17 protein-coding genes are annotated in these 16,002 nt (G+C 64.4%); 10 read left to right on the forward strand and 7 right to left on the reverse strand.

Annotation, left to right across the window (positions count from 1 at the left end):
• Nucleotides 1–152: 152 nt before the first annotated feature.
• Together AC0L2O_RS18535 and AC0L2O_RS18540 are read left to right on the forward strand one after the other, a co-directional pair.
• Nucleotides 153–704 (forward strand): cytochrome b, encoded by a 552-nt coding sequence (locus AC0L2O_RS18535; RefSeq protein ID WP_473370698.1) that lies wholly within the window; start codon nucleotides 153–155, stop codon nucleotides 702–704.
• A 152-nt stretch (nucleotides 705–856) separates the two neighbouring features.
• On the forward strand, nucleotides 857–1,498 hold the full coding sequence (locus AC0L2O_RS18540; RefSeq protein WP_473370699.1) for a glutathione S-transferase family protein: 642 nt from the start codon (nucleotides 857–859) through the stop codon (nucleotides 1,496–1,498).
• Between the two features lie 27 nt (nucleotides 1,499–1,525).
• On the opposite strand, the gene AC0L2O_RS18545 is transcribed toward AC0L2O_RS18540, so the two are convergent.
• On the reverse strand, nucleotides 1,526–2,332 hold the full coding sequence (locus AC0L2O_RS18545; protein WP_473370700.1) for a Crp/Fnr family transcriptional regulator: 807 nt from the start codon (nucleotides 2,330–2,332) through the stop codon (nucleotides 1,526–1,528).
• A gap of 262 nt (nucleotides 2,333–2,594) precedes the next feature.
• Entirely contained in the window at nucleotides 2,595–3,671 is a 1,077-nt protein-coding gene (locus AC0L2O_RS18550; protein WP_473370701.1) for a SecDF P1 head subdomain-containing protein, read from the reverse strand.
• Between the two features lie 253 nt (nucleotides 3,672–3,924).
• On the opposite strand from AC0L2O_RS18550, the gene AC0L2O_RS18555 reads away from it, so the two are divergent.
• From AC0L2O_RS18555 to AC0L2O_RS18565, 3 genes are all read left to right on the forward strand, one after another.
• On the forward strand, nucleotides 3,925–5,832 hold the full coding sequence (locus AC0L2O_RS18555) for an acyl-CoA synthetase (protein ID WP_473370702.1): 1,908 nt from the start codon (nucleotides 3,925–3,927) through the stop codon (nucleotides 5,830–5,832).
• 88 nt (nucleotides 5,833–5,920) lie between these two features.
• A complete protein-coding gene (locus AC0L2O_RS18560) occupies nucleotides 5,921–6,238 on the forward strand; it encodes a type II toxin-antitoxin system RelE/ParE family toxin (RefSeq protein ID WP_473370703.1) in 318 nt (105 codons plus the stop codon).
• Nucleotides 6,235–6,534 carry a helix-turn-helix domain-containing protein gene (locus tag AC0L2O_RS18565; protein ID WP_369722753.1) on the forward strand — a complete coding sequence of 100 codons (300 nt, stop codon included), beginning with the start codon at nucleotides 6,235–6,237 and terminating at the stop codon, nucleotides 6,532–6,534. Before AC0L2O_RS18560 ends, AC0L2O_RS18565 begins: the two co-directional genes overlap by 4 nt.
• A gap of 111 nt (nucleotides 6,535–6,645) precedes the next feature.
• Here AC0L2O_RS18565 and AC0L2O_RS18570 read toward each other — a convergent pair whose 3' ends face one another.
• Nucleotides 6,646–7,818 (reverse strand): M20 aminoacylase family protein, encoded by a 1,173-nt coding sequence (locus AC0L2O_RS18570; protein ID WP_473370704.1) that lies wholly within the window; start codon nucleotides 7,816–7,818, stop codon nucleotides 6,646–6,648.
• A gap of 129 nt (nucleotides 7,819–7,947) precedes the next feature.
• A complete protein-coding gene (purB, locus tag AC0L2O_RS18575; protein WP_473370705.1) occupies nucleotides 7,948–9,255 on the reverse strand; it encodes an adenylosuccinate lyase in 1,308 nt (435 codons plus the stop codon).
• Between the two features lie 549 nt (nucleotides 9,256–9,804).
• On the opposite strand from purB, the gene AC0L2O_RS18580 reads away from it, so the two are divergent.
• Nucleotides 9,805–10,392 (forward strand): TetR/AcrR family transcriptional regulator, encoded by a 588-nt coding sequence (locus AC0L2O_RS18580; protein ID WP_369722756.1) that lies wholly within the window; start codon nucleotides 9,805–9,807, stop codon nucleotides 10,390–10,392.
• A 34-nt stretch (nucleotides 10,393–10,426) separates the two neighbouring features.
• Here AC0L2O_RS18580 and AC0L2O_RS18585 read toward each other — a convergent pair whose 3' ends face one another.
• The 3 genes from AC0L2O_RS18585 to AC0L2O_RS18595 all read right to left on the reverse strand — a co-directional run bounded on the left by AC0L2O_RS18585 (nucleotide 10,427) and on the right by AC0L2O_RS18595 (nucleotide 12,913).
• Complete coding sequence (locus tag AC0L2O_RS18585) at nucleotides 10,427–10,729, reverse strand: hypothetical protein (protein WP_369722757.1); 303 nt, start codon at nucleotides 10,727–10,729, stop codon at nucleotides 10,427–10,429.
• 152 nt (nucleotides 10,730–10,881) lie between these two features.
• Nucleotides 10,882–11,535: a response regulator gene (locus AC0L2O_RS18590; RefSeq protein WP_473370706.1), complete on the reverse strand. Its 654-nt coding sequence runs from the start codon at nucleotides 11,533–11,535 to the stop codon at nucleotides 10,882–10,884.
• Nucleotides 11,536–11,542: 7 nt separating this feature from the next.
• A complete protein-coding gene (locus tag AC0L2O_RS18595) occupies nucleotides 11,543–12,913 on the reverse strand; it encodes a sensor histidine kinase (protein WP_369722760.1) in 1,371 nt (456 codons plus the stop codon).
• A gap of 187 nt (nucleotides 12,914–13,100) precedes the next feature.
• On the opposite strand from AC0L2O_RS18595, the gene AC0L2O_RS18600 reads away from it, so the two are divergent.
• From AC0L2O_RS18600 to AC0L2O_RS18615, 4 genes are all read left to right on the forward strand, one after another.
• Entirely contained in the window at nucleotides 13,101–13,871 is a 771-nt protein-coding gene (locus tag AC0L2O_RS18600) for a MotA/TolQ/ExbB proton channel family protein (protein ID WP_369722762.1), read from the forward strand.
• Nucleotides 13,868–14,539 (forward strand): hypothetical protein, encoded by a 672-nt coding sequence (locus AC0L2O_RS18605; RefSeq protein ID WP_369722763.1) that lies wholly within the window; start codon nucleotides 13,868–13,870, stop codon nucleotides 14,537–14,539. Before AC0L2O_RS18600 ends, AC0L2O_RS18605 begins: the two co-directional genes overlap by 4 nt.
• Complete coding sequence (locus AC0L2O_RS18610; protein ID WP_473370707.1) at nucleotides 14,532–15,137, forward strand: hypothetical protein; 606 nt, start codon at nucleotides 14,532–14,534, stop codon at nucleotides 15,135–15,137. The genes AC0L2O_RS18605 and AC0L2O_RS18610 overlap by 8 nt, the downstream gene beginning before the upstream one ends.
• Nucleotides 15,138–15,255: 118 nt before the next feature.
• Nucleotides 15,256–15,996 (forward strand): metallophosphoesterase family protein, encoded by a 741-nt coding sequence (locus AC0L2O_RS18615; protein WP_473370708.1) that lies wholly within the window; start codon nucleotides 15,256–15,258, stop codon nucleotides 15,994–15,996.
• Nucleotides 15,997–16,002 lie beyond the last annotated feature (6 nt).

Genomic DNA, 16,002 nt, shown 5'->3' on the forward strand with positions numbered 1-16,002 from the left:
TTACCATTCGGTTTTTAGGGCCGTTTTGCGGCGGCGGCCTGGGAGGCTGATTTTGGAACTATTCCATTTCGTGATCGCCGCATATTCCCGTTATCAGCAGTGATGTCGGGCTGCGGTTCTGGGGCACCCGCAAGTTCTTTGGTGGAGCTGACATGATCAGAAACACCAATGCCGGTTGGGGCAGTATCGCCCGGTGGCTGCACTGGATTTTGGCGCTGGCGATCGTCGGAACCATCGCCTTCGGCTGGTGGATGAACCACATCCCGGCGCGTCCCGACAAGTTCTTCTATCGCTCGATCCATGCCGATATCGGCTACATGATCCTGCTGCTCACGATCGTCCGCCTGGCCTGGCGCGCCTTCAACCCGACGCCGGCCATGCCGGCCGAAACCTCGCGCTGGCAGAAGATCGCAGCCCATGTCAGCCATGGCGCGCTCTATCTCGTCGTCATCCTGGTTGCGATGCTAGGCTGGGCGCATTCCGGCGCGCGCTCGCCCAACTACTCGGACTTCTTCGGCCTGTTTCACGTGCCGCAATTCACTTCTCCGGACAAGGCGGCGGCGGACGCCTATGAGGAGCGCCACATCTTCTTTGCCTATGTGTTGCTGGCCTTGATCGCGATTCACGTGATCGCAGCCCTCTGGCACCACTTCATCCGCCGCGACCGCGTCGTGGCGCGCATGGTGACGGACGAGGTGGGGTAGTGACGCGCTCTCTCCACATCGTCATTGCGAGCGTAGCGAAGCAATCCAGAAATCTTTCCGCTGAGGCAGTCTGGATTGCGTCGCTGCGCTCGCAATGACGGAGTATGATACAGCATCACGACTGATCTAATTTACGATCGTAGGGAGACGCTATGCTCACCGTCCATCACCTCGGCAAGTCCCAGTCCGAGCGTATCGTCTGGCTTTGCGAAGAGCTCGGACTTCCTTACGAGCTGAAGCACTACACGCGTGATTCCGTCACCATGCTGGCGCCGCCCGACTACAAGGCGCTGCATCCGATCGGGGCGGCGCCGGTCATCACCGACGGTGATCTCGTGCTCGCCGAATCCGGCGCCATCGTCGATTACATCATGGCCAAGCACGGCAACGGCCGTCTCCTGCTCCGCGCCGATGATCCCGATTTCGCGCAATTCCTGTACTGGTTTCACTTCGCCAACGGCACGCTGCAGGCCGGCATGGGCCGGCTGATGCTCCTGAACCGGCTCAAGCTCGCCGAGGACAATCCGATGCTGGCCGCGACCAGGGCGCGCGTCGACCGCGCCTTCTATCTGGTCGATGCGCGGGTGCGCGATGCCGACTATCTGGCAGGCAGCACATTCACCACAGCTGATATCATGCTCGTCTTCTCGCTCACCACGATGCGCTACTTCCAGCCCTATGATCTCGCCCGCTGCCCGAACGTGGTCAAATATCTCGGCCGCATCAGCGCGCGGCCGGCCTACCGCCGTGCGATGGAGAAGGGCGATCCCGGGATGGCGCTGCTCTTGAGTTGAGTCGCTGCGCCGGACCGCGGCGCCGGTTCATGCGATCCTGTTCGTGGTCGCAGCCCGCTCATTCGCGAGCTGCGTCTGCAAGCGCTCGATGTTCTGCAGCAGACGCTGGCTGGTCAGCACCAGGAAATAATAGCCGAACTGCGGATCCTGGAAGTAAATCTCGAGCAACCGGTCGTAGGTGATCGTCAGCGCCTGTCCGTCCTCGATGCACTCGATCGTTCCGGTGCGCCGGTTGTCCGGCGTCAGGAAGCCGAGCTCCCCCATCAGCGCGCCGGGCCCGATCTCGACGTTGATCTCCTTGACCAGGAACTTGCCGGTGACGGTCAGGAGCATTTCGTGGGCTGGATCGCCCAGCTTGAACAGCGTGTCGCCGCGACGATATTTGCGCTCGGTCATGAACGGCTTGAGCCATTCGATCGACATGTCGCCCTCGGCCGCATGTCGCGCCTTCTTGACCAGCTTGAGCATCTGCCGCAGGCGCACGGCGTTGATCGGGAGCAGCAGCAGGTACAGGACGAACGTCGAGACATTGGCGGAGAGCGCACCGAAAATGGCGAAGAAGGCACAGCCGATCATGTTGGCGACGCGCAGCGGCACCATCGTCCGCATCAACAGGGTGGCGACGAAGAAGCCGGCGCCGACCGTGGCGAACATATTGGCCAGGGTGATGTTGTGGACAAAGATCTCCAGCAACCGATTGAAGATCGCGTCGTAGGTGACGTTGTTCGGATCAAGGCCCATCTGGACCAGGATCTTCGCAATCCTGAGGTTGTCGGTTGCCGCGTCGAGAATGCGGTCGAGGATCGACGAAATGTCTGCGCTGCCGGACGGCATGGTATTGTCCCCGCGTGAGGCCTTCAGTCCTGGTCGGCATGTTCGGCAGGTATAGCCGAAATCGAACGACGACCGCTTGAATGGAATGTTCGGTCGCCCTGCCGCAAGAGGCAAATTTTAGCCTGAACGGCGGTTTGGGCAATTGTCCGTTCGCTGCGGGTATGGCCGAACGCGCCCGTGATTCGGGCTTTCGAGCGCACGGGCCGCCCGCGAAGCCCCGGCAAGACCGCCGGGATGAATGGGACGGCCGGCGAGATCAGCCCTACGGCTTGCTGACAGGTTGGACGATCTGCTGCTCGACGAGGGCCAGACGGCCCGGCAGAGCGCCTGCGCGCAGCAGCATGGCGACGCTGTTGGCCTCCTCCATGGTGAAATTACCGGAGATCTGGACCGAGCCGCCGGTGACTGGCTCGCGGATCACGGGGGCGGAGATCACCTTGTCGTCGAGCACGATGGCGAAAGGCTTGCCGATGTTCTCTTCGGTGACGTGAGCGAGGCGCCGCGTGCCGCGGCCGTTGAAGCGGAACGAGGCGACCGGATCCTTGGTCCCGGTCGCAAAACCCGGACCGGCATAGATGATGTCGTCGCCGTCGAGCGCGCTGTCCTTCGCGACCAGATAGGCGCGCTTCTCCTTGAATCCGAACAGGACCTCGGAGCCCGCGGGCGGCGTGCCGAGCTCGGCCTGTTCCGCCGGCATCGTGGTGTCCACCATGCGGAAGCTGACGCGCACCTTCCTGGCGAACACCGCGGTCACACGCTCGGGGTCCATCACACCCGGCAGGAAGATGCGAATGCGATCGGTCCCGTCCGGCTGCACGCTGGCGAGCTTGACGCCGGAATCCTTCAGGCGCTGCTCGACCATCGCGATCGCGTCTTCGACCAGATCATGCTGCTGGCGGGCGAAAGTGGCATCCGCCGGCGCAAGCCTGAGCAGGCCGTCGCCGCCGTCGGTCACTTTGAGCGAGCGTGGGGGCGCTGCATCCGTCGTGAGCTTGCGCACGAGCTGGCTCCGGCTGTTGGCGTCCGCGATGGTTACTTCGACGCTGCCCTCGCTCACCTTGAGGGCCGAAAATGCCGTGCGGCTCTCCTTGAGGGCCTTATAGACGTCGTCCCGCAAGTCCGTAACCAGCACATCGCGCAAGGCGTCGCTGTCGACCTTGTAGATGATGCGTGAGCCGCCCTGCTTCTCCATCAAACTGCCGACGAACGACGCGATCTTCGCGCGCATCTTGTCGAGTTGCGTGTCCTCGGCGGCGACAGCGCGGGGCAGGGCGATCGCCGATGCAACGGCGAGCGTGGCGATCAGCCGGGTGATGCGGTCCCGCAGGGGCGTGCTCATGGATGTCCTCGCGTCTTGCGGCAGGGCGCTGGCCGCCAGTCTTTGGTCCCGCCGTCGAGCAGGGAGGTTCAAAGGGCGGTTGGATCTGGCCGCATCGCCGCAGCCGTTAAGGAATGGACGAACGCCAAATCATCCATCATTCTGTCTCCGTTCGACCGGTTGCCAGCGGCGCTGCCGGTCCGGTCGAAGCCTCGCCTGAATCAACGTCAAAAGACAGGGGCTGAGGACATGAATAGAGGGAGGACGAAATTTCATGGCGGGCATCCACGCGCTCGATCGACTGATCGGCAACGACTATCCGGAGCTAGCGACGGACGCGGAGGTTCGCGCCTTCGAGCAGGTGCCTTACGCAGATCGCGTGGCGGCCGAGAGCACCTATGACGCCATCCGGCTTGGCGCGGCGCGCAACCCGGACGGGGCGGCGATCCAGTTTCTGCAAAACGCCGATCCCGCCGACGTGCCCGTCGTCGTCACCCATCGCGATTTCATTGCGCGCGTGACGCAGGCCGCCAACATGTTTCACGCGCTCGGCGCGGAGAAGGGCGACGTCATCAGCTTCATGCTGCCGCTGGTGCCCGACGCGTTCGTGACGCTGTTCGGTGCCGAGGCCGCCGGCATTGCCAATCCCGTCAATCCGCTGCTCGAGCCGCACCAGCTGGTGGAGATTCTGGAAGCCGCGAAAACCAAGATTTTGGTGGCGCTCGGGCCGATGCCGGGCGCCGACATCTGGCAGAAGGTCGAGCAGGTCAGGCCGCAACTGAAACACCTCAAGGCGATCGTGCAGGTGTTTGGCGGCGGCGATCCGGCGAACGGCATCTTTGCCTTCAACGACCTGATCAAGCAGCAGCCCTCGGACCGGCTGGTCAGCGGGCGCAAGATCGCAGGCCACGACATCGCGGCCTACTTTCACACCGGCGGCACCACCGGCACGCCAAAGCTGGTCCGGCACACCCATGCCAACCAGGTCTATCAGGCCTGGGCGCTGGATCTGCTGCTGAAGTCGAAGCCGGGCGCCAATCTGCTGTTTGGCATGCCGCTGTTTCACGTCGGTGGATCGCTGACCCAGGTGCTGACGATGCTGTCGGCCGGCGGCTCGCTGGTCGTGCTGTCGCCGAGCGGATGGCGCAATCCGAATTCGGTAAAGAACATCTGGCAACTGGTCGAACGCTTCAAGCCGGAGGCGCTGTCGAGCGTGCCGACGGTGCTTGCCGCGACGCTTGCGGTGCCGCCGGGCACCGCCGACATCTCCAGCCTGAAGTATGCCGCCGGCGGCGGTTCGGCGATCCCCGTCGCGGTGGGCTCGGCGATCCAGGACAAGCTCAAGCTGCCGGTGGTCGAGGTCTACGGCATGACGGAGACCTCGAGCGTGCACACGCTGGCCTATCCGTCGCGGCCGATCCGGCTCGGCTCGGTCGGCTTGCCGATGCCTTATGCGCGCGTGCGCATCGTGCAGCTCGATGCCGACGGCCGGCTGATCCGAGACTGCGCGCCCGACGAGATCGGCGTCGTCATCATGGCCGGGCCCGGCGTGTTCGGCGGCTACCTCAACGACGAGCACAACAAGGGCGCCTTCGTCGACGGGGTCTGGGTCAATTCCGGCGATCTCGGCCGGCTCGATGCCGACGGTTATCTCTGGATCACCGGCCGCGCCAAGGACCTGGTGATCCGCGGCGGCCACAACATCGATCCGGCGCCGATCGAGGAGATCATGTTCCGCCATCCCGCCGTCGGTTTTGCCGCGGTGGTCGGCCAGCCCGACGCCTACGCCGGCGAGTTGCCAGTCGGATACGTGCAGCTGAAGCCCGGCGCGACGGTCGAACCGGGCGAGCTCGAGACGTGGGTGCGCGAGCGCACGCCCGAGCGCGCCGCTGTTCCCGTGCAGGTCATTCCAATCGATCCGATGCCGGTCACCGGCGTCGGCAAGGTGTTCAAGCCGCAATTGCGCTGGGACGCGGCGCAGCGCGTGTTCACGAAAGTGCTGACGCCGCTCATCGCGCGCGGCATCGATTGCAAGGTCAAGGTCGGTGCCCATGGCAGCCACGGCTCGATCGCGACCGTGACGTTGGCGGGCCTGCCGGCCGATCAGCGCGAGGTGGTTGCGAACGAGGTGCACGCGCTGCTCGCGCCGTTCGTGATGCGGCATGAGGTGGTGCAGGCGTAGGTGAGTGCGGAGCGCCTTTGACGCTCATCCCACGCCATCGAAAAATAGCAAATAGACAGGACTTAGCATTTTTGCTGAGCTGCCGCTAATGTGGTCCGTTGAGTACCTTCCGGCAGCAGCTGATGAGGAAGCGGCGCTGCCTGTGGACATGCAGGCGCGTTTGGCCCGCATGTCAGATACGATTAGGCAGCATGGGCTCCTTAACCTGCCCCGCGATGGGGTGAAACCGCTCGGCGATAAGCTCTGGGAATTGCGGGTCACTGGCAGGGATGGCATAGCGCGCGCCATCTTTGTGACTGCGGCCGGGCAGCGCGTGGTGATTGTCCGCATCTTCGTCGAAAAGACGCAGAAGACGCCGCACCGTGAACTCGACCTGGCCAGACAGCGAGCGAAGGAAGTGAGATGAGATCGAAGACCATCAAAGCAGAGGCCATTCACGCGCGGCGTATGAAGAGCAATTCCGCTTACCAAAGGGCCTATGATGCGCTTGAGAGCGAATTTGCACTGGTCGACGCCCTGATCCGGGCGCGCACCCGTGCTCATCTCTCTCAGGCGGAAGTCGCAAGCCGCATGGGTACGACAGAGAGTGCCGTATCTCGGCTTGAGAGCGGGCGCGTCAAACCATCGACGCGCACGCTGGAGCGCTACGCCGAGGCCACCGGTCACAAATTGCGTATCAGTCTCGAACCAGCGTCACGCTGACACTCGACACCAAGCTACGTGATCGAAAGGCGCGAGGCGCCGTGCTGACCTTTTGCTCAAGATACCTTCGTGGAGGGCACGCTCCGCTTTGCCCACCCTACGAGACCGACACTAGCCCGCCGGCATCGTCGTCTCGATCAGGCGCACCCAGAACGACGCGCCGTGGCCGAGGATGTTGTCGTTGAAGACGTAGGACGGATGGTGACACTCGTTGCCGTCACCCATGCCGACCAGGATCATCGCGCCGGGACGCGCCTCCAGCATGAAGGAGAAATCCTCGGCGCCCATCATCGGAACGAACTTGTCGTTGACGCGCTCGGCGCCGACGATGTCGCGGGCGACATCAGCGGCAACGCCGGCCTCGCGCGCATGGTTCATCGTCACCGGATACATCCGCGTGTATTTCGTCTCGGCCGACCCGCCATAGGCGCGGGCGACGCTGTCGGCGACCTCGCCGATCCGGCGCTCGACGAGATCGCGCACCTCGGGGTCGAGCGTGCGCACGGTGCCGCCGAGCTCGGCAGTCTCCGGAATGATGTTGAAGGCCGTGCCGGCGTGGAATTGCGTGATCGAGATCACCGCCGATTTCAGCGGATCGACGTTGCGCGCGACGATCGATTGCAGCGCGCCCACGATCTGCGAGCCGATCAGCACGCTGTCGATTGCCTTGTGCGGACCGGCGCCGGCGTGGCCGCCCTTGCCGTGGACGGTGATCTGGATGTTGTCGGAGGACGCGAGCATCGGACCGGGCGTGGTCGCGAAATGGCCTTCGGCGAGACCCGGCATGTTGTGCATGCCGTAGACCTCCTGGATGTTCCAGCGGGTCATCATGCCGTCCTCGACCATCGCCTTGCCGCCACCGCCGCCTTCCTCGGCAGGCTGGAAGATCACCACAGCGGTGCCGTCGAAATTGCGCGTCTCGGCGAGATATTTTGCCGCACCGAGCAGCATCGCGGTGTGGCCGTCATGGCCGCAGGCGTGCATCTTGCCGGGGACCTTCGAAGCATAAGCTACGCCGGAGGTTTCCATGATCGGCAACGCGTCCATGTCGGCCCGCAAGCCGATGGTCTTGCCGGAGGCGGATTTGCGGCCGCGGATCACGCCGACGACGCCGGTGCGGCCGATCCCCGTCACCACCTCGTCGCAGCCGAATTCGCGCAAGCGGTCGGCAACGATGCCGGCGGTGCGGTGGACTTCGTAGAGCAGCTCCGGGTTCTCGTGGAAGTCATGACGCCAGGCGGCCATTTCGTCGGAGAGGGCGGCGATGCGATTGACGATGGGCATGAGGCGGATCTCGTCTGTTTTGAGTTTTGTCGTCATTCCGGGGCGATGCGAAGCATCGAACCCGGAATCCGGAGATTGTAGAGCGAGATTCCGGGTTCACGCTTCGCGCGCCCCGGAATGACAAGTATATCAGCTCTCCCCGAACACGCGCTTGAAGATCGTGTCGACATGCTTGAGGTGATAGCCGAGGTCGAACTGCTCCGCGATCTCGGCGTCGCTGAGATATTTCTTCACCTCGGCGTCCTTCTTCAGCAGCTGAAGGAAATCGCCTTCGCCGCGCCAGACCGGCATGGCATTGCGCTGCACCAGCTTGTAGGCGTCCTCGCGGCTCGCGCCTTTCTGCGTCAGCGCCAGCAGCACGCGCTGTGAATGAACGAGGCCGCCGAGGCGGTCGAGGTTCTTCTGCATGTTGGCGGGGTACACCAGCAGCTTGTCGATCAGGCCTGCAAGGCGCACCAGCGCGAAGTCGAGAGTCACGGTCGCATCGGGACCCATCATGCGTTCGGCGGAGGAGTGCGAGATGTCGCGCTCGTGCCAGAGCACGACGTTCTCCAGCGCCGGCGTCACATAGGCGCGCACCATGCGGGAGAGGCCGGTGAGATTTTCGGACAGCACCGGATTGCGCTTGTGCGGCATCGCCGAGGAGCCCTTCTGTCCCTCCGAGAAGAACTCTTCGGCTTCCAGCACTTCGGTGCGCTGCATGTGGCGGACCTCGACCGCGAGGCGCTCGACCGAGGCGGCGATGACACCGAGGGTCGAGAAATACATCGCATGGCGGTCGCGTGGGATCACCTGGGTCGAGATCGGCTCCGGCACCAGCCCCATGGCTTTGGCGACATGCGCTTCGACGCGCGGATCGATCTGGGCGAAGGTGCCGACCGCGCCGGAGATGGCGCAGGTCGCGACTTCCTTGCGTGCCGCGATCAGGCGCTCCTTGGCGCGCGAGAATTCGGCGTAGGCATAAGCGAGCTTGAGGCCGAACGTGACGGGCTCGGCGTGGATGCCGTGGCTGCGGCCGATGGCCGGCGTCATCTTGTGCTCGAAGGCGCGCTTCTTCAGGGCCGCCAGCACCTTGTCGAGGTCGGCGAGCAGCAGGTCGGCGGCGCGGGTGAGCTGGACGTTGAGGCAGGTGTCGAGCACGTCGGAGGAGGTCATGCCCTGGTGCACGAAGCGCGCCTCGGGGCCGACGATCTCGGCGAGGTGGGTCAGGAAGGCGATGACGTCGTGCTTGGTCTCGCGCTCGATCTCATCGATGCGGGCGACGTCGAAAGTGGCATCCCTGGCCTTGGCCCAGACCGTCCTGGCGGCCTCCTTGGGGATCGTCCCGAGTTCGGCTAGCGCGTCAGCCGCATGCGCCTCGATCTCGAACCAGATCTTGAACCGGGTCTGCGGCTCCCAGATCGAGGCCATTTCCGGACGGGTGTAGCGGGGGATCATGTGACGGCTCCAAAGAGGTGGGCGGGCGCCCCAGGGGACACCGGCCAAAATGCTTTTTACGCCGTGATTTAGCAGAGGGGGAGGGCGAAACAAACGGCGCAGGCAAGGTAGCGGGGGATGGCCGGGCTATTCACGAGCCTCGGCTTCTCGCCTGATGCGCCGGCTCAGCCACTAACTATCAATCACGGATCATTGAATGACAGATATTGAAATCTGTCAGCGGGACGTGTATATCCGTTCCCGGACGCTCCGATTTGGGCGTCTCGCGGCCACCCCCGGAAGCCCTGACGTCCGAAAGTGCGGATCGAGGGACGAATTGAAGAGAGGGACCCGTGGATCAATGGAGACTTACGACAATGACGACCGAAATCATCAATTTGACCGGGACGATTGGGCACTGGCTCAATCTACTGGTGGCGCGCCAGATCGCGGCGCAGGCTGCAAAACTGCCTCATTGAGGCGAGAGCTTTCCGAAACGGCCGGCAGGGGCGCTTCGGAAGCAGCTCCATCGCCGGGTAACTGAGCCCTCAACGGGAAGATGGTGCTGGCATGAACGAAGTGGTTGTCTTGACGCCGGAGCGGATCCTCGAAGTGACCGAGGACGTATTGCGGCGCTACGGACTTGCCAAGGCCACCGTCGTTGACGTTGCCCGTGCACTCGATGTGAGCCACGGCAGCGTCTATCGCCATTTCCCGAGCAAGGCTTCGCTGCGCGAGGCCGTTGCCAAACGCTGGCTCGACCGCATCGACGCACCGCTGCGACAAATCGCCGGGGAGCAGGGACCGGCCCCGGCGCGGCTCGAACGCTGGCTGCGCACGCTGTTCGCCGCCAAACGTTCGCGCGTGCTCGACGACCCCGAGATGTTCGAGACCTATCTGACACTGGCACGCGAAGCCTGCGCGGCCGTGCGGTGTCACAAGGACACGATGATCGACCAGATCACGGCGATCCTGTCCGACGGCGTGAAGCAGGGCGTGTTCCACGTTGCCGACACCAAGGCCACCGCGCGCGCAATCTTCGATGCGACGGTCCGCTTTCATCATCCGGCCCATGCCGGTGAGTGGAAGGATGCGGACCTGCCGGCGCGCGTCGATGCGACGCTTGCGCTGCTCTTGCGCGGGCTTCAAGCCGCCTAGACCGACCAACTCCCATCAGTTCGCAAGATCTGTTTCAGCCTCTCGCCTTGTGGAGGGGAGCATTTCCGCGCGCCGCCGACCCGTGAGAGGCCCGCCTCGTCGCATGAAAGGCGCCATCCGCCGGCACGACCGGCGGGCTCTCCGGATAGGCGTTGACTTCAACCTCGACAAGATCCTTTGATCGCTTCCGCAGCCGGTAGAATGCCAGCTCCTGATCGAGCATCGGACAACGGAAGCTGACGACGGCCGTATCCGGCAGCCGGCAAAGCTCGTCGATGAGCTCGCCTACCGTGATGATCGCGGGATGGGCGGCTAACTTGTGAATGGCCTTGGTCATGGCGCTATTCCTCCACTCCGCTACCAACCGAAGCCGAAGGGACTCGGTTCCAAGCCGTCCGGCAATAACAGGACGGCAAGCATCGGAAACCTCACACAAATCCGAGCGCATTCGGAGTGAGGCGCAACGCTCTCCGTGCGACAGCATCGCTGCTAGATTGTCGTGAGCCCGCAGCTTGCAGCCAGCCGCACCAGCTGTGCGTCCGTGCGGGCGCCGGTCTTGGTTTTGATCAGATAATGATAGTTCTGGACCGTCTTCACACTGAGATTGAGACGCGCCGCGATCTCCTCTGTGGTGGCGCCGCCGGCGAATTGGCGCAGGATCTCGATCTCGCGCTCGCCCAATTGATCCAGCACTGATCCGGTCGGCGACAGGCTGTCCTCGGCCAGCACATGCGCGATGTCGTCGCTCATGGCGCGCTCGCCGCGCGCGACGCTTCGGATGGCGTTGACCACGGCGGACGGCTCGCTGCTCTTTGTGACGAAGCCAGAGGCGCCGGCATTGAAGGCGGCTTTCACCAGCACGGCCTCGTTGTGCATGGTGAAGACGAGAATGCGAGCCCGCGGACTGCGGGCGCGGATGTTGCGAATTGCCTCGAGGCCGCTGGCGCCGGGCATCGAGATGTCCATCACGACGACGTCGGGGTCATGCACCTTGAAGGCGCCGTAAGCATCCGCGGCGTTGTCGGCCTCCGCCAGAACGTGCAGATCGCCCTGGCTCTCCAGCACGCGCCGGTAGCCTTGGCGGACGATGGGGTGGTCGTCGACCAGCAGCACGGAGATCCCTGTTGCCGCGACCTGGCTCATTTGGACTTCACGCAGCGAGCGGGATGGTGGCGGCGATGCTCAAGCCGCGATTGGCGGGTAGGATCGACAGCGATCCGCCGGCTGCCGCCACGCGCTCGCGGATACCGGTGAGACCGAAGCCGGCCGATTGCGCCACGCGCGCCGCATCGCCGCCGCCATCGTCCTCGACGCGGATGAGAAGCGCATCGTCCTCGCCCGCGCGCCGCTCGACCCGCAGGGAAATCTCGCGTGCCGCGCCGTGGCGCAGCGCGTTGGTCAGGCACTCCTGCGCCACGCGATAGGCAGTATTGGCGGCGGGGCCGCTGATGTCGGTGAAGTCGCCTCTGAGGTCAAGCTGGATCGTCGGTTGCGTCGCACTCTGCGAGCGCCAGCTGTCGACGAGATTGACGAGGCTCGCCTCAAGACCGAGCTCCTCGGGCAGTGGATTGCGCAACCGCTTCAGCGCATCGCGCAGCGAGGCCATCAACTGATGCGTGGCCTGCGAGATCATGCGCGCGTCCTGCGCGATGGCGTCATCCCTGTTCTCCCTGGCGCTCGCCATCTCGATCGTGTTGGCGAAGGCGAGGATGGCCGAGAGATTTTGCCCGAACTCGTCGTGCAGCTCGCGGGCCAGCGCGCGCCGTTCTTCGTGGCGAATTTCGATCAGGCGTCGCGTCAGCGCCGCGCGCTGTTCGGTGCCCTCTTGCAGGCGGCTGCCGAGCGCATCGACCGCGCCGCCGATCATCGCAAGCTCCATCGAGCGAAAACGCGGCAGTTCCGTGCGATACTGGCCGCGGGCCATGCGCTGCAAGGCGGTGACGATGTTGCGCGCCGGCGCGAGCGCATGCGCGATCGCGAGCGAGGCAAGCACCCCGATCGCCGCCGCCATCAGCAGGGCAACGTCGATGACATTGAGGATGTACTCCCAGGCAAGCGAGATCGCGGCGGCGGAATCCGGTGTCGCAACCACGGTGCCGGCGGCAGCAGCTCGGGGGCTGACAGGCCGCACCACCTCGGCGTGGCTACCGAGCAAGGTCGGCACGATAGCGGCAAACCAGGGCGGCGGCGTCTTGCCGATGCCTTGGCTCTGGCCGCAGAGCGGCTTTTCGAATGCGGCCGCCGGCTGGAACTCGATGCAGACGCCTGGGGAGATCAGTTTCATGATCTCAAGCGTGCGCCAGTCAGGGACGGGCAGAAGATGCTCGCGCGTTCTGCTGCTGCGCAACAATAGCTCGTGCCAGTACAGCGCCTGAAGCGCCTGCGCGACCCGCTGCGCGGAGGCCGCGGTTGCCCGGTCGACGCTGCGATAGGCATCGACCGTGGCCCATACGGTCGCGGCTCCCAGGCACAGCGCGACGATCAGAAGCAGGCGGGCGACGAGCTGAAGCACGAGGCGCATGCGATCACCCCAAAGTTTGGTAAGCTCACAGTAACAACGCCGCCGCGCCTTGCCAATCGCAGGCGGTGCTGGAGGACGTGGCTCGGGCAAATTTCCCGAGCCAATTTGGGCATGGCTCTTTGGACCGAGAGCAGGGGCTTTGATCTAATCAGCAACGCAGATCGTTGCAGGCCGGGAGCGATGCAGCATGAGTTCGATGACGATTGGTCCGACCGCGCGGCAACCAGCCGATCCGTCCGAGCGAAGCGCGCTCCTGTTCTGGATGATCTTCACCGGTTTGTCTGTCTTTGCCGTGGTGCTGCTGTGGCGGTTCGGCCTGATCCATCTGATGCTCACTTCGGACCGGACCTATATTTCCAGCGTGATTGCGTTGCTTTATGTCGTCACCTGCGGTCACTGCTTTCTGCGGACGCGGGCGATTGCGCGCGAAGGCGCTGCGGCGCGGCGCTGTCGCACGGTGCTGTCGGCGTCCGACGGCAGCCGGGCGCTCGACGCAAGCGCGACGTCGCTGCCGCGCGGGCTGGTGCGGGATCATATCGAGAGCCTGGTGACCAAGGCGGCCGCGCAGGATTACCGGCCGGTCGACCAGACCTTGCTGCTGCGGACGCTGGCCGACCGCTTGCGCGGGTCCAACGGGTTCGGCGCCTTCGTCTCGGATACGCTGATGAAGCTCGGCCTGCTCGGTACCATCATCGGCTTCATCATCATGCTGGCGCCGATCGCCGGGCTCGATGCCGCCGACAAGGTCGCGATGCGGTCGTCGATGGGGCTGATGAGTGACGGCATGGCGGTCGCGATGTACACGACGCTGGCGGGTCTCGTCGGCTCGATCCTGGTCCGCATTCAATATTACATGCTCGACGCCGCGACGCAGCGAGTGTTCTCGGATGCCGTGGTGCTGACCGAGACTTATGTGACGCCGGCTCTCGAGCGCAGGCGTCCGGGACCGCCGACATGATGGATGATTTCGGACTCTATCCACGCGAGGAGCCGTTTGATCCCCTGGGCGTGATGCTGTTCAAGGCGCTCCAGGTGGTCGCTTTCCTGTTCTTCCTCGCGCTGCTCGCGGTCTCCCCGGATGCCAAGGAAGGCAAGATCGACTCCAAGGCCGAGTTCATGATCACGCTGGACTGGCCGGACAACCATCCCGACGATCTCGACCTATTCGTGCAGGATCCGGCCGGCAACATCGCCTGGTACCGCCACCGCGAGGCCGGCTTCCTGACGCTCGATCGCGACGATCGCGGCGGGGCCAACGACTTCATCATGGTCAACGGCAAGAAGATCGCTTCGCCGATCCGCGAGGAGATCGTCACGGTGCGCGGCATCGTCGCCGGCGAATACACCGTCAACGTCTCCCATTTCGTCGCCACGACGGGTCAGCCGGTCCAGGGAAACATCAAAGTTCAGAAGCTCAACCCGGTCGCGCAGGTCATCTTCGACAACAAGTTCACGGTCGACCACACCGGTGACGAGAAGACGGCGGTGCGGTTCCGGCTCGACGCCGAGGGCAAGGTGATCAATGTGGACCAGCGGCCAAAATCGCTGCTGGAGACGTTCCGCAGCGGCTGGCGCAACGGCGCCGATGTCGATCCGAAGACCGGCGTGAGGGTACGCCGTGAGTAATCTGCAAACGGTGATCCTGACGCTGTCGATCGCCTACGCCGTCATCGGCGCACTGCTGCTGGTCGTGCTGGTCTATGCACGCCTGCACTGGTCGCTGAAAGCGGTGGCGGTGGTCGTGACCAGCGCCTTCTATGTCGTCAGCTTCACGGAAATGCGCGGGCTGCTCGGCTGGGCGAGCACCGACCGGCTGCCCAGCTCCTTCAAGCTGCTCCAGGCCCGTATCGTCGAGCCGCATTCGCTGGAGGGCGATCCTGGCTCGATCTATCTATGGGTGGAGGAGCTCGACGAGGATCACCGCCCGAGCGGCATCCCACGGGCCTTTCGCGTGCCCTACAACGACAAGCTGGCCGACAAGACCCATGCGGCGGAGAACGAGATCGCGGCGGGGCATCCGCAGGGCGGGCGCGCCGCGGATTTTGGCGGCGGCGAGGGCAGCCTGATCGACATGGTGCGCGAATATGTGACGCCCAAGGTCGTCCTCGAGACCAGCGGCGGGGACTCCTCGACCGGCGAGTTCAATGCGCCGCCGGCCGGCGCTCAAGGCGCCGTGTTCACGCCGTTGCCGCCACCCCGGATGCCACCCAAGGACGAGCAATAGGCCTCTTCACCATCACATCGGTGCTGTGCTGGTAAACCGTCCCGCGCTGGCGCATCCTGTTGACCTCCCTCAATTTGGCCTTATGGGGTTTCGATAAGAACGTGAGGGTGGAGGATGCGTGCTTCTCGCTGTTTTCTCGGATATCCATGGCAACCGGCAGGCGTTCGAGGCATGCCTGAAGGTCGCTCGTGCGAAGGGTGCGGAGCGCTTCATCCTGCTCGGCGATTTCGTCGGCTATGGCGCCGATCCCGAGTGGGTGGTGGATACTGCGATGGAGTTGGTCGCCCAGGGTGCCGTCGCTGTCCGCGGCAATCATGACGAGGCCGTCAGCACCACGACCGAGACCATGAATGCCGAGGCGCAGATCGCGATCGAATGGACCCGCGGGCGCCTCGATGTCGCGCAGCGACGCTTCCTGGCCGAGCTGCCCACGCTCGCGCAGGACGGCGACCGTTTGTTCGTGCATGCGGAGGCCTCGCAGCCCACGCGCTGGAACTATGTCCGCTCGACGACCGATGCGGCCAGGAGCCTGATCGCGACGCCGTCCCATGTCACGTTCTGCGGCCATATCCACCGGCCCGCGCTCTATTCGATGTCGGTGACCGCGAAGATGACGAGTTTTGTGCCCAAGACCGACGTCCCGGTGCAGCTGCTGCGCGGGCGGCAATGGCTTGCCGTGCTCGGCTCGGTCGGCCAGCCTCGCGACGGCGATCCGGCCGCCGCTTTCGTGCTGTTCGACACGGTCTCGTGCCAGATCACCTATTGCCGCGTGCCCTATGACATCGCGAGCGCTGCGAACAAGATCCGCGAGAACGGCCTGCCGCCCTGGCTCGCCGACCGGCTGTCGCAGGGGCGCTAGGGGCCA

The organism is Bradyrhizobium sp. Kon10 (genome assembly GCF_055807395.1).

Coding starts and splice junctions, on each gene's coding strand:
- AC0L2O_RS18600 (WP_369722762.1), top strand. CDS start 13,101: ATGAGTTCGATGACGATTGGTCCGACCGCGCGGCAACCAGCCGATCCG.
- AC0L2O_RS18590 (WP_473370706.1), bottom strand. CDS start 11,535: ATGAGCCAGGTCGCGGCAACAGGGATCTCCGTGCTGCTGGTCGACGAC.
- AC0L2O_RS18555 (WP_473370702.1), top strand. CDS start 3,925: ATGGCGGGCATCCACGCGCTCGATCGACTGATCGGCAACGACTATCCG.
- AC0L2O_RS18580 (WP_369722756.1), top strand. CDS start 9,805: ATGAACGAAGTGGTTGTCTTGACGCCGGAGCGGATCCTCGAAGTGACC.
- AC0L2O_RS18540 (WP_473370699.1), top strand. CDS start 857: ATGCTCACCGTCCATCACCTCGGCAAGTCCCAGTCCGAGCGTATCGTC.
- AC0L2O_RS18545 (WP_473370700.1), bottom strand. CDS start 2,332: ATGCCGTCCGGCAGCGCAGACATTTCGTCGATCCTCGACCGCATTCTC.
- AC0L2O_RS18550 (WP_473370701.1), bottom strand. CDS start 3,671: ATGAGCACGCCCCTGCGGGACCGCATCACCCGGCTGATCGCCACGCTC.
- AC0L2O_RS18535 (WP_473370698.1), top strand. CDS start 153: ATGATCAGAAACACCAATGCCGGTTGGGGCAGTATCGCCCGGTGGCTG.
- AC0L2O_RS18585 (WP_369722757.1), bottom strand. CDS start 10,729: ATGACCAAGGCCATTCACAAGTTAGCCGCCCATCCCGCGATCATCACG.
- AC0L2O_RS18565 (WP_369722753.1), top strand. CDS start 6,235: ATGAGATCGAAGACCATCAAAGCAGAGGCCATTCACGCGCGGCGTATG.
- AC0L2O_RS18570 (WP_473370704.1), bottom strand. CDS start 7,818: ATGCCCATCGTCAATCGCATCGCCGCCCTCTCCGACGAAATGGCCGCC.
- purB (WP_473370705.1), bottom strand. CDS start 9,255: ATGATCCCCCGCTACACCCGTCCGGAAATGGCCTCGATCTGGGAGCCG.
- AC0L2O_RS18560 (WP_473370703.1), top strand. CDS start 5,921: ATGTGGTCCGTTGAGTACCTTCCGGCAGCAGCTGATGAGGAAGCGGCG.
- AC0L2O_RS18595 (WP_369722760.1), bottom strand. CDS start 12,913: ATGCGCCTCGTGCTTCAGCTCGTCGCCCGCCTGCTTCTGATCGTCGCG.
- AC0L2O_RS18605 (WP_369722763.1), top strand. CDS start 13,868: ATGATGGATGATTTCGGACTCTATCCACGCGAGGAGCCGTTTGATCCC.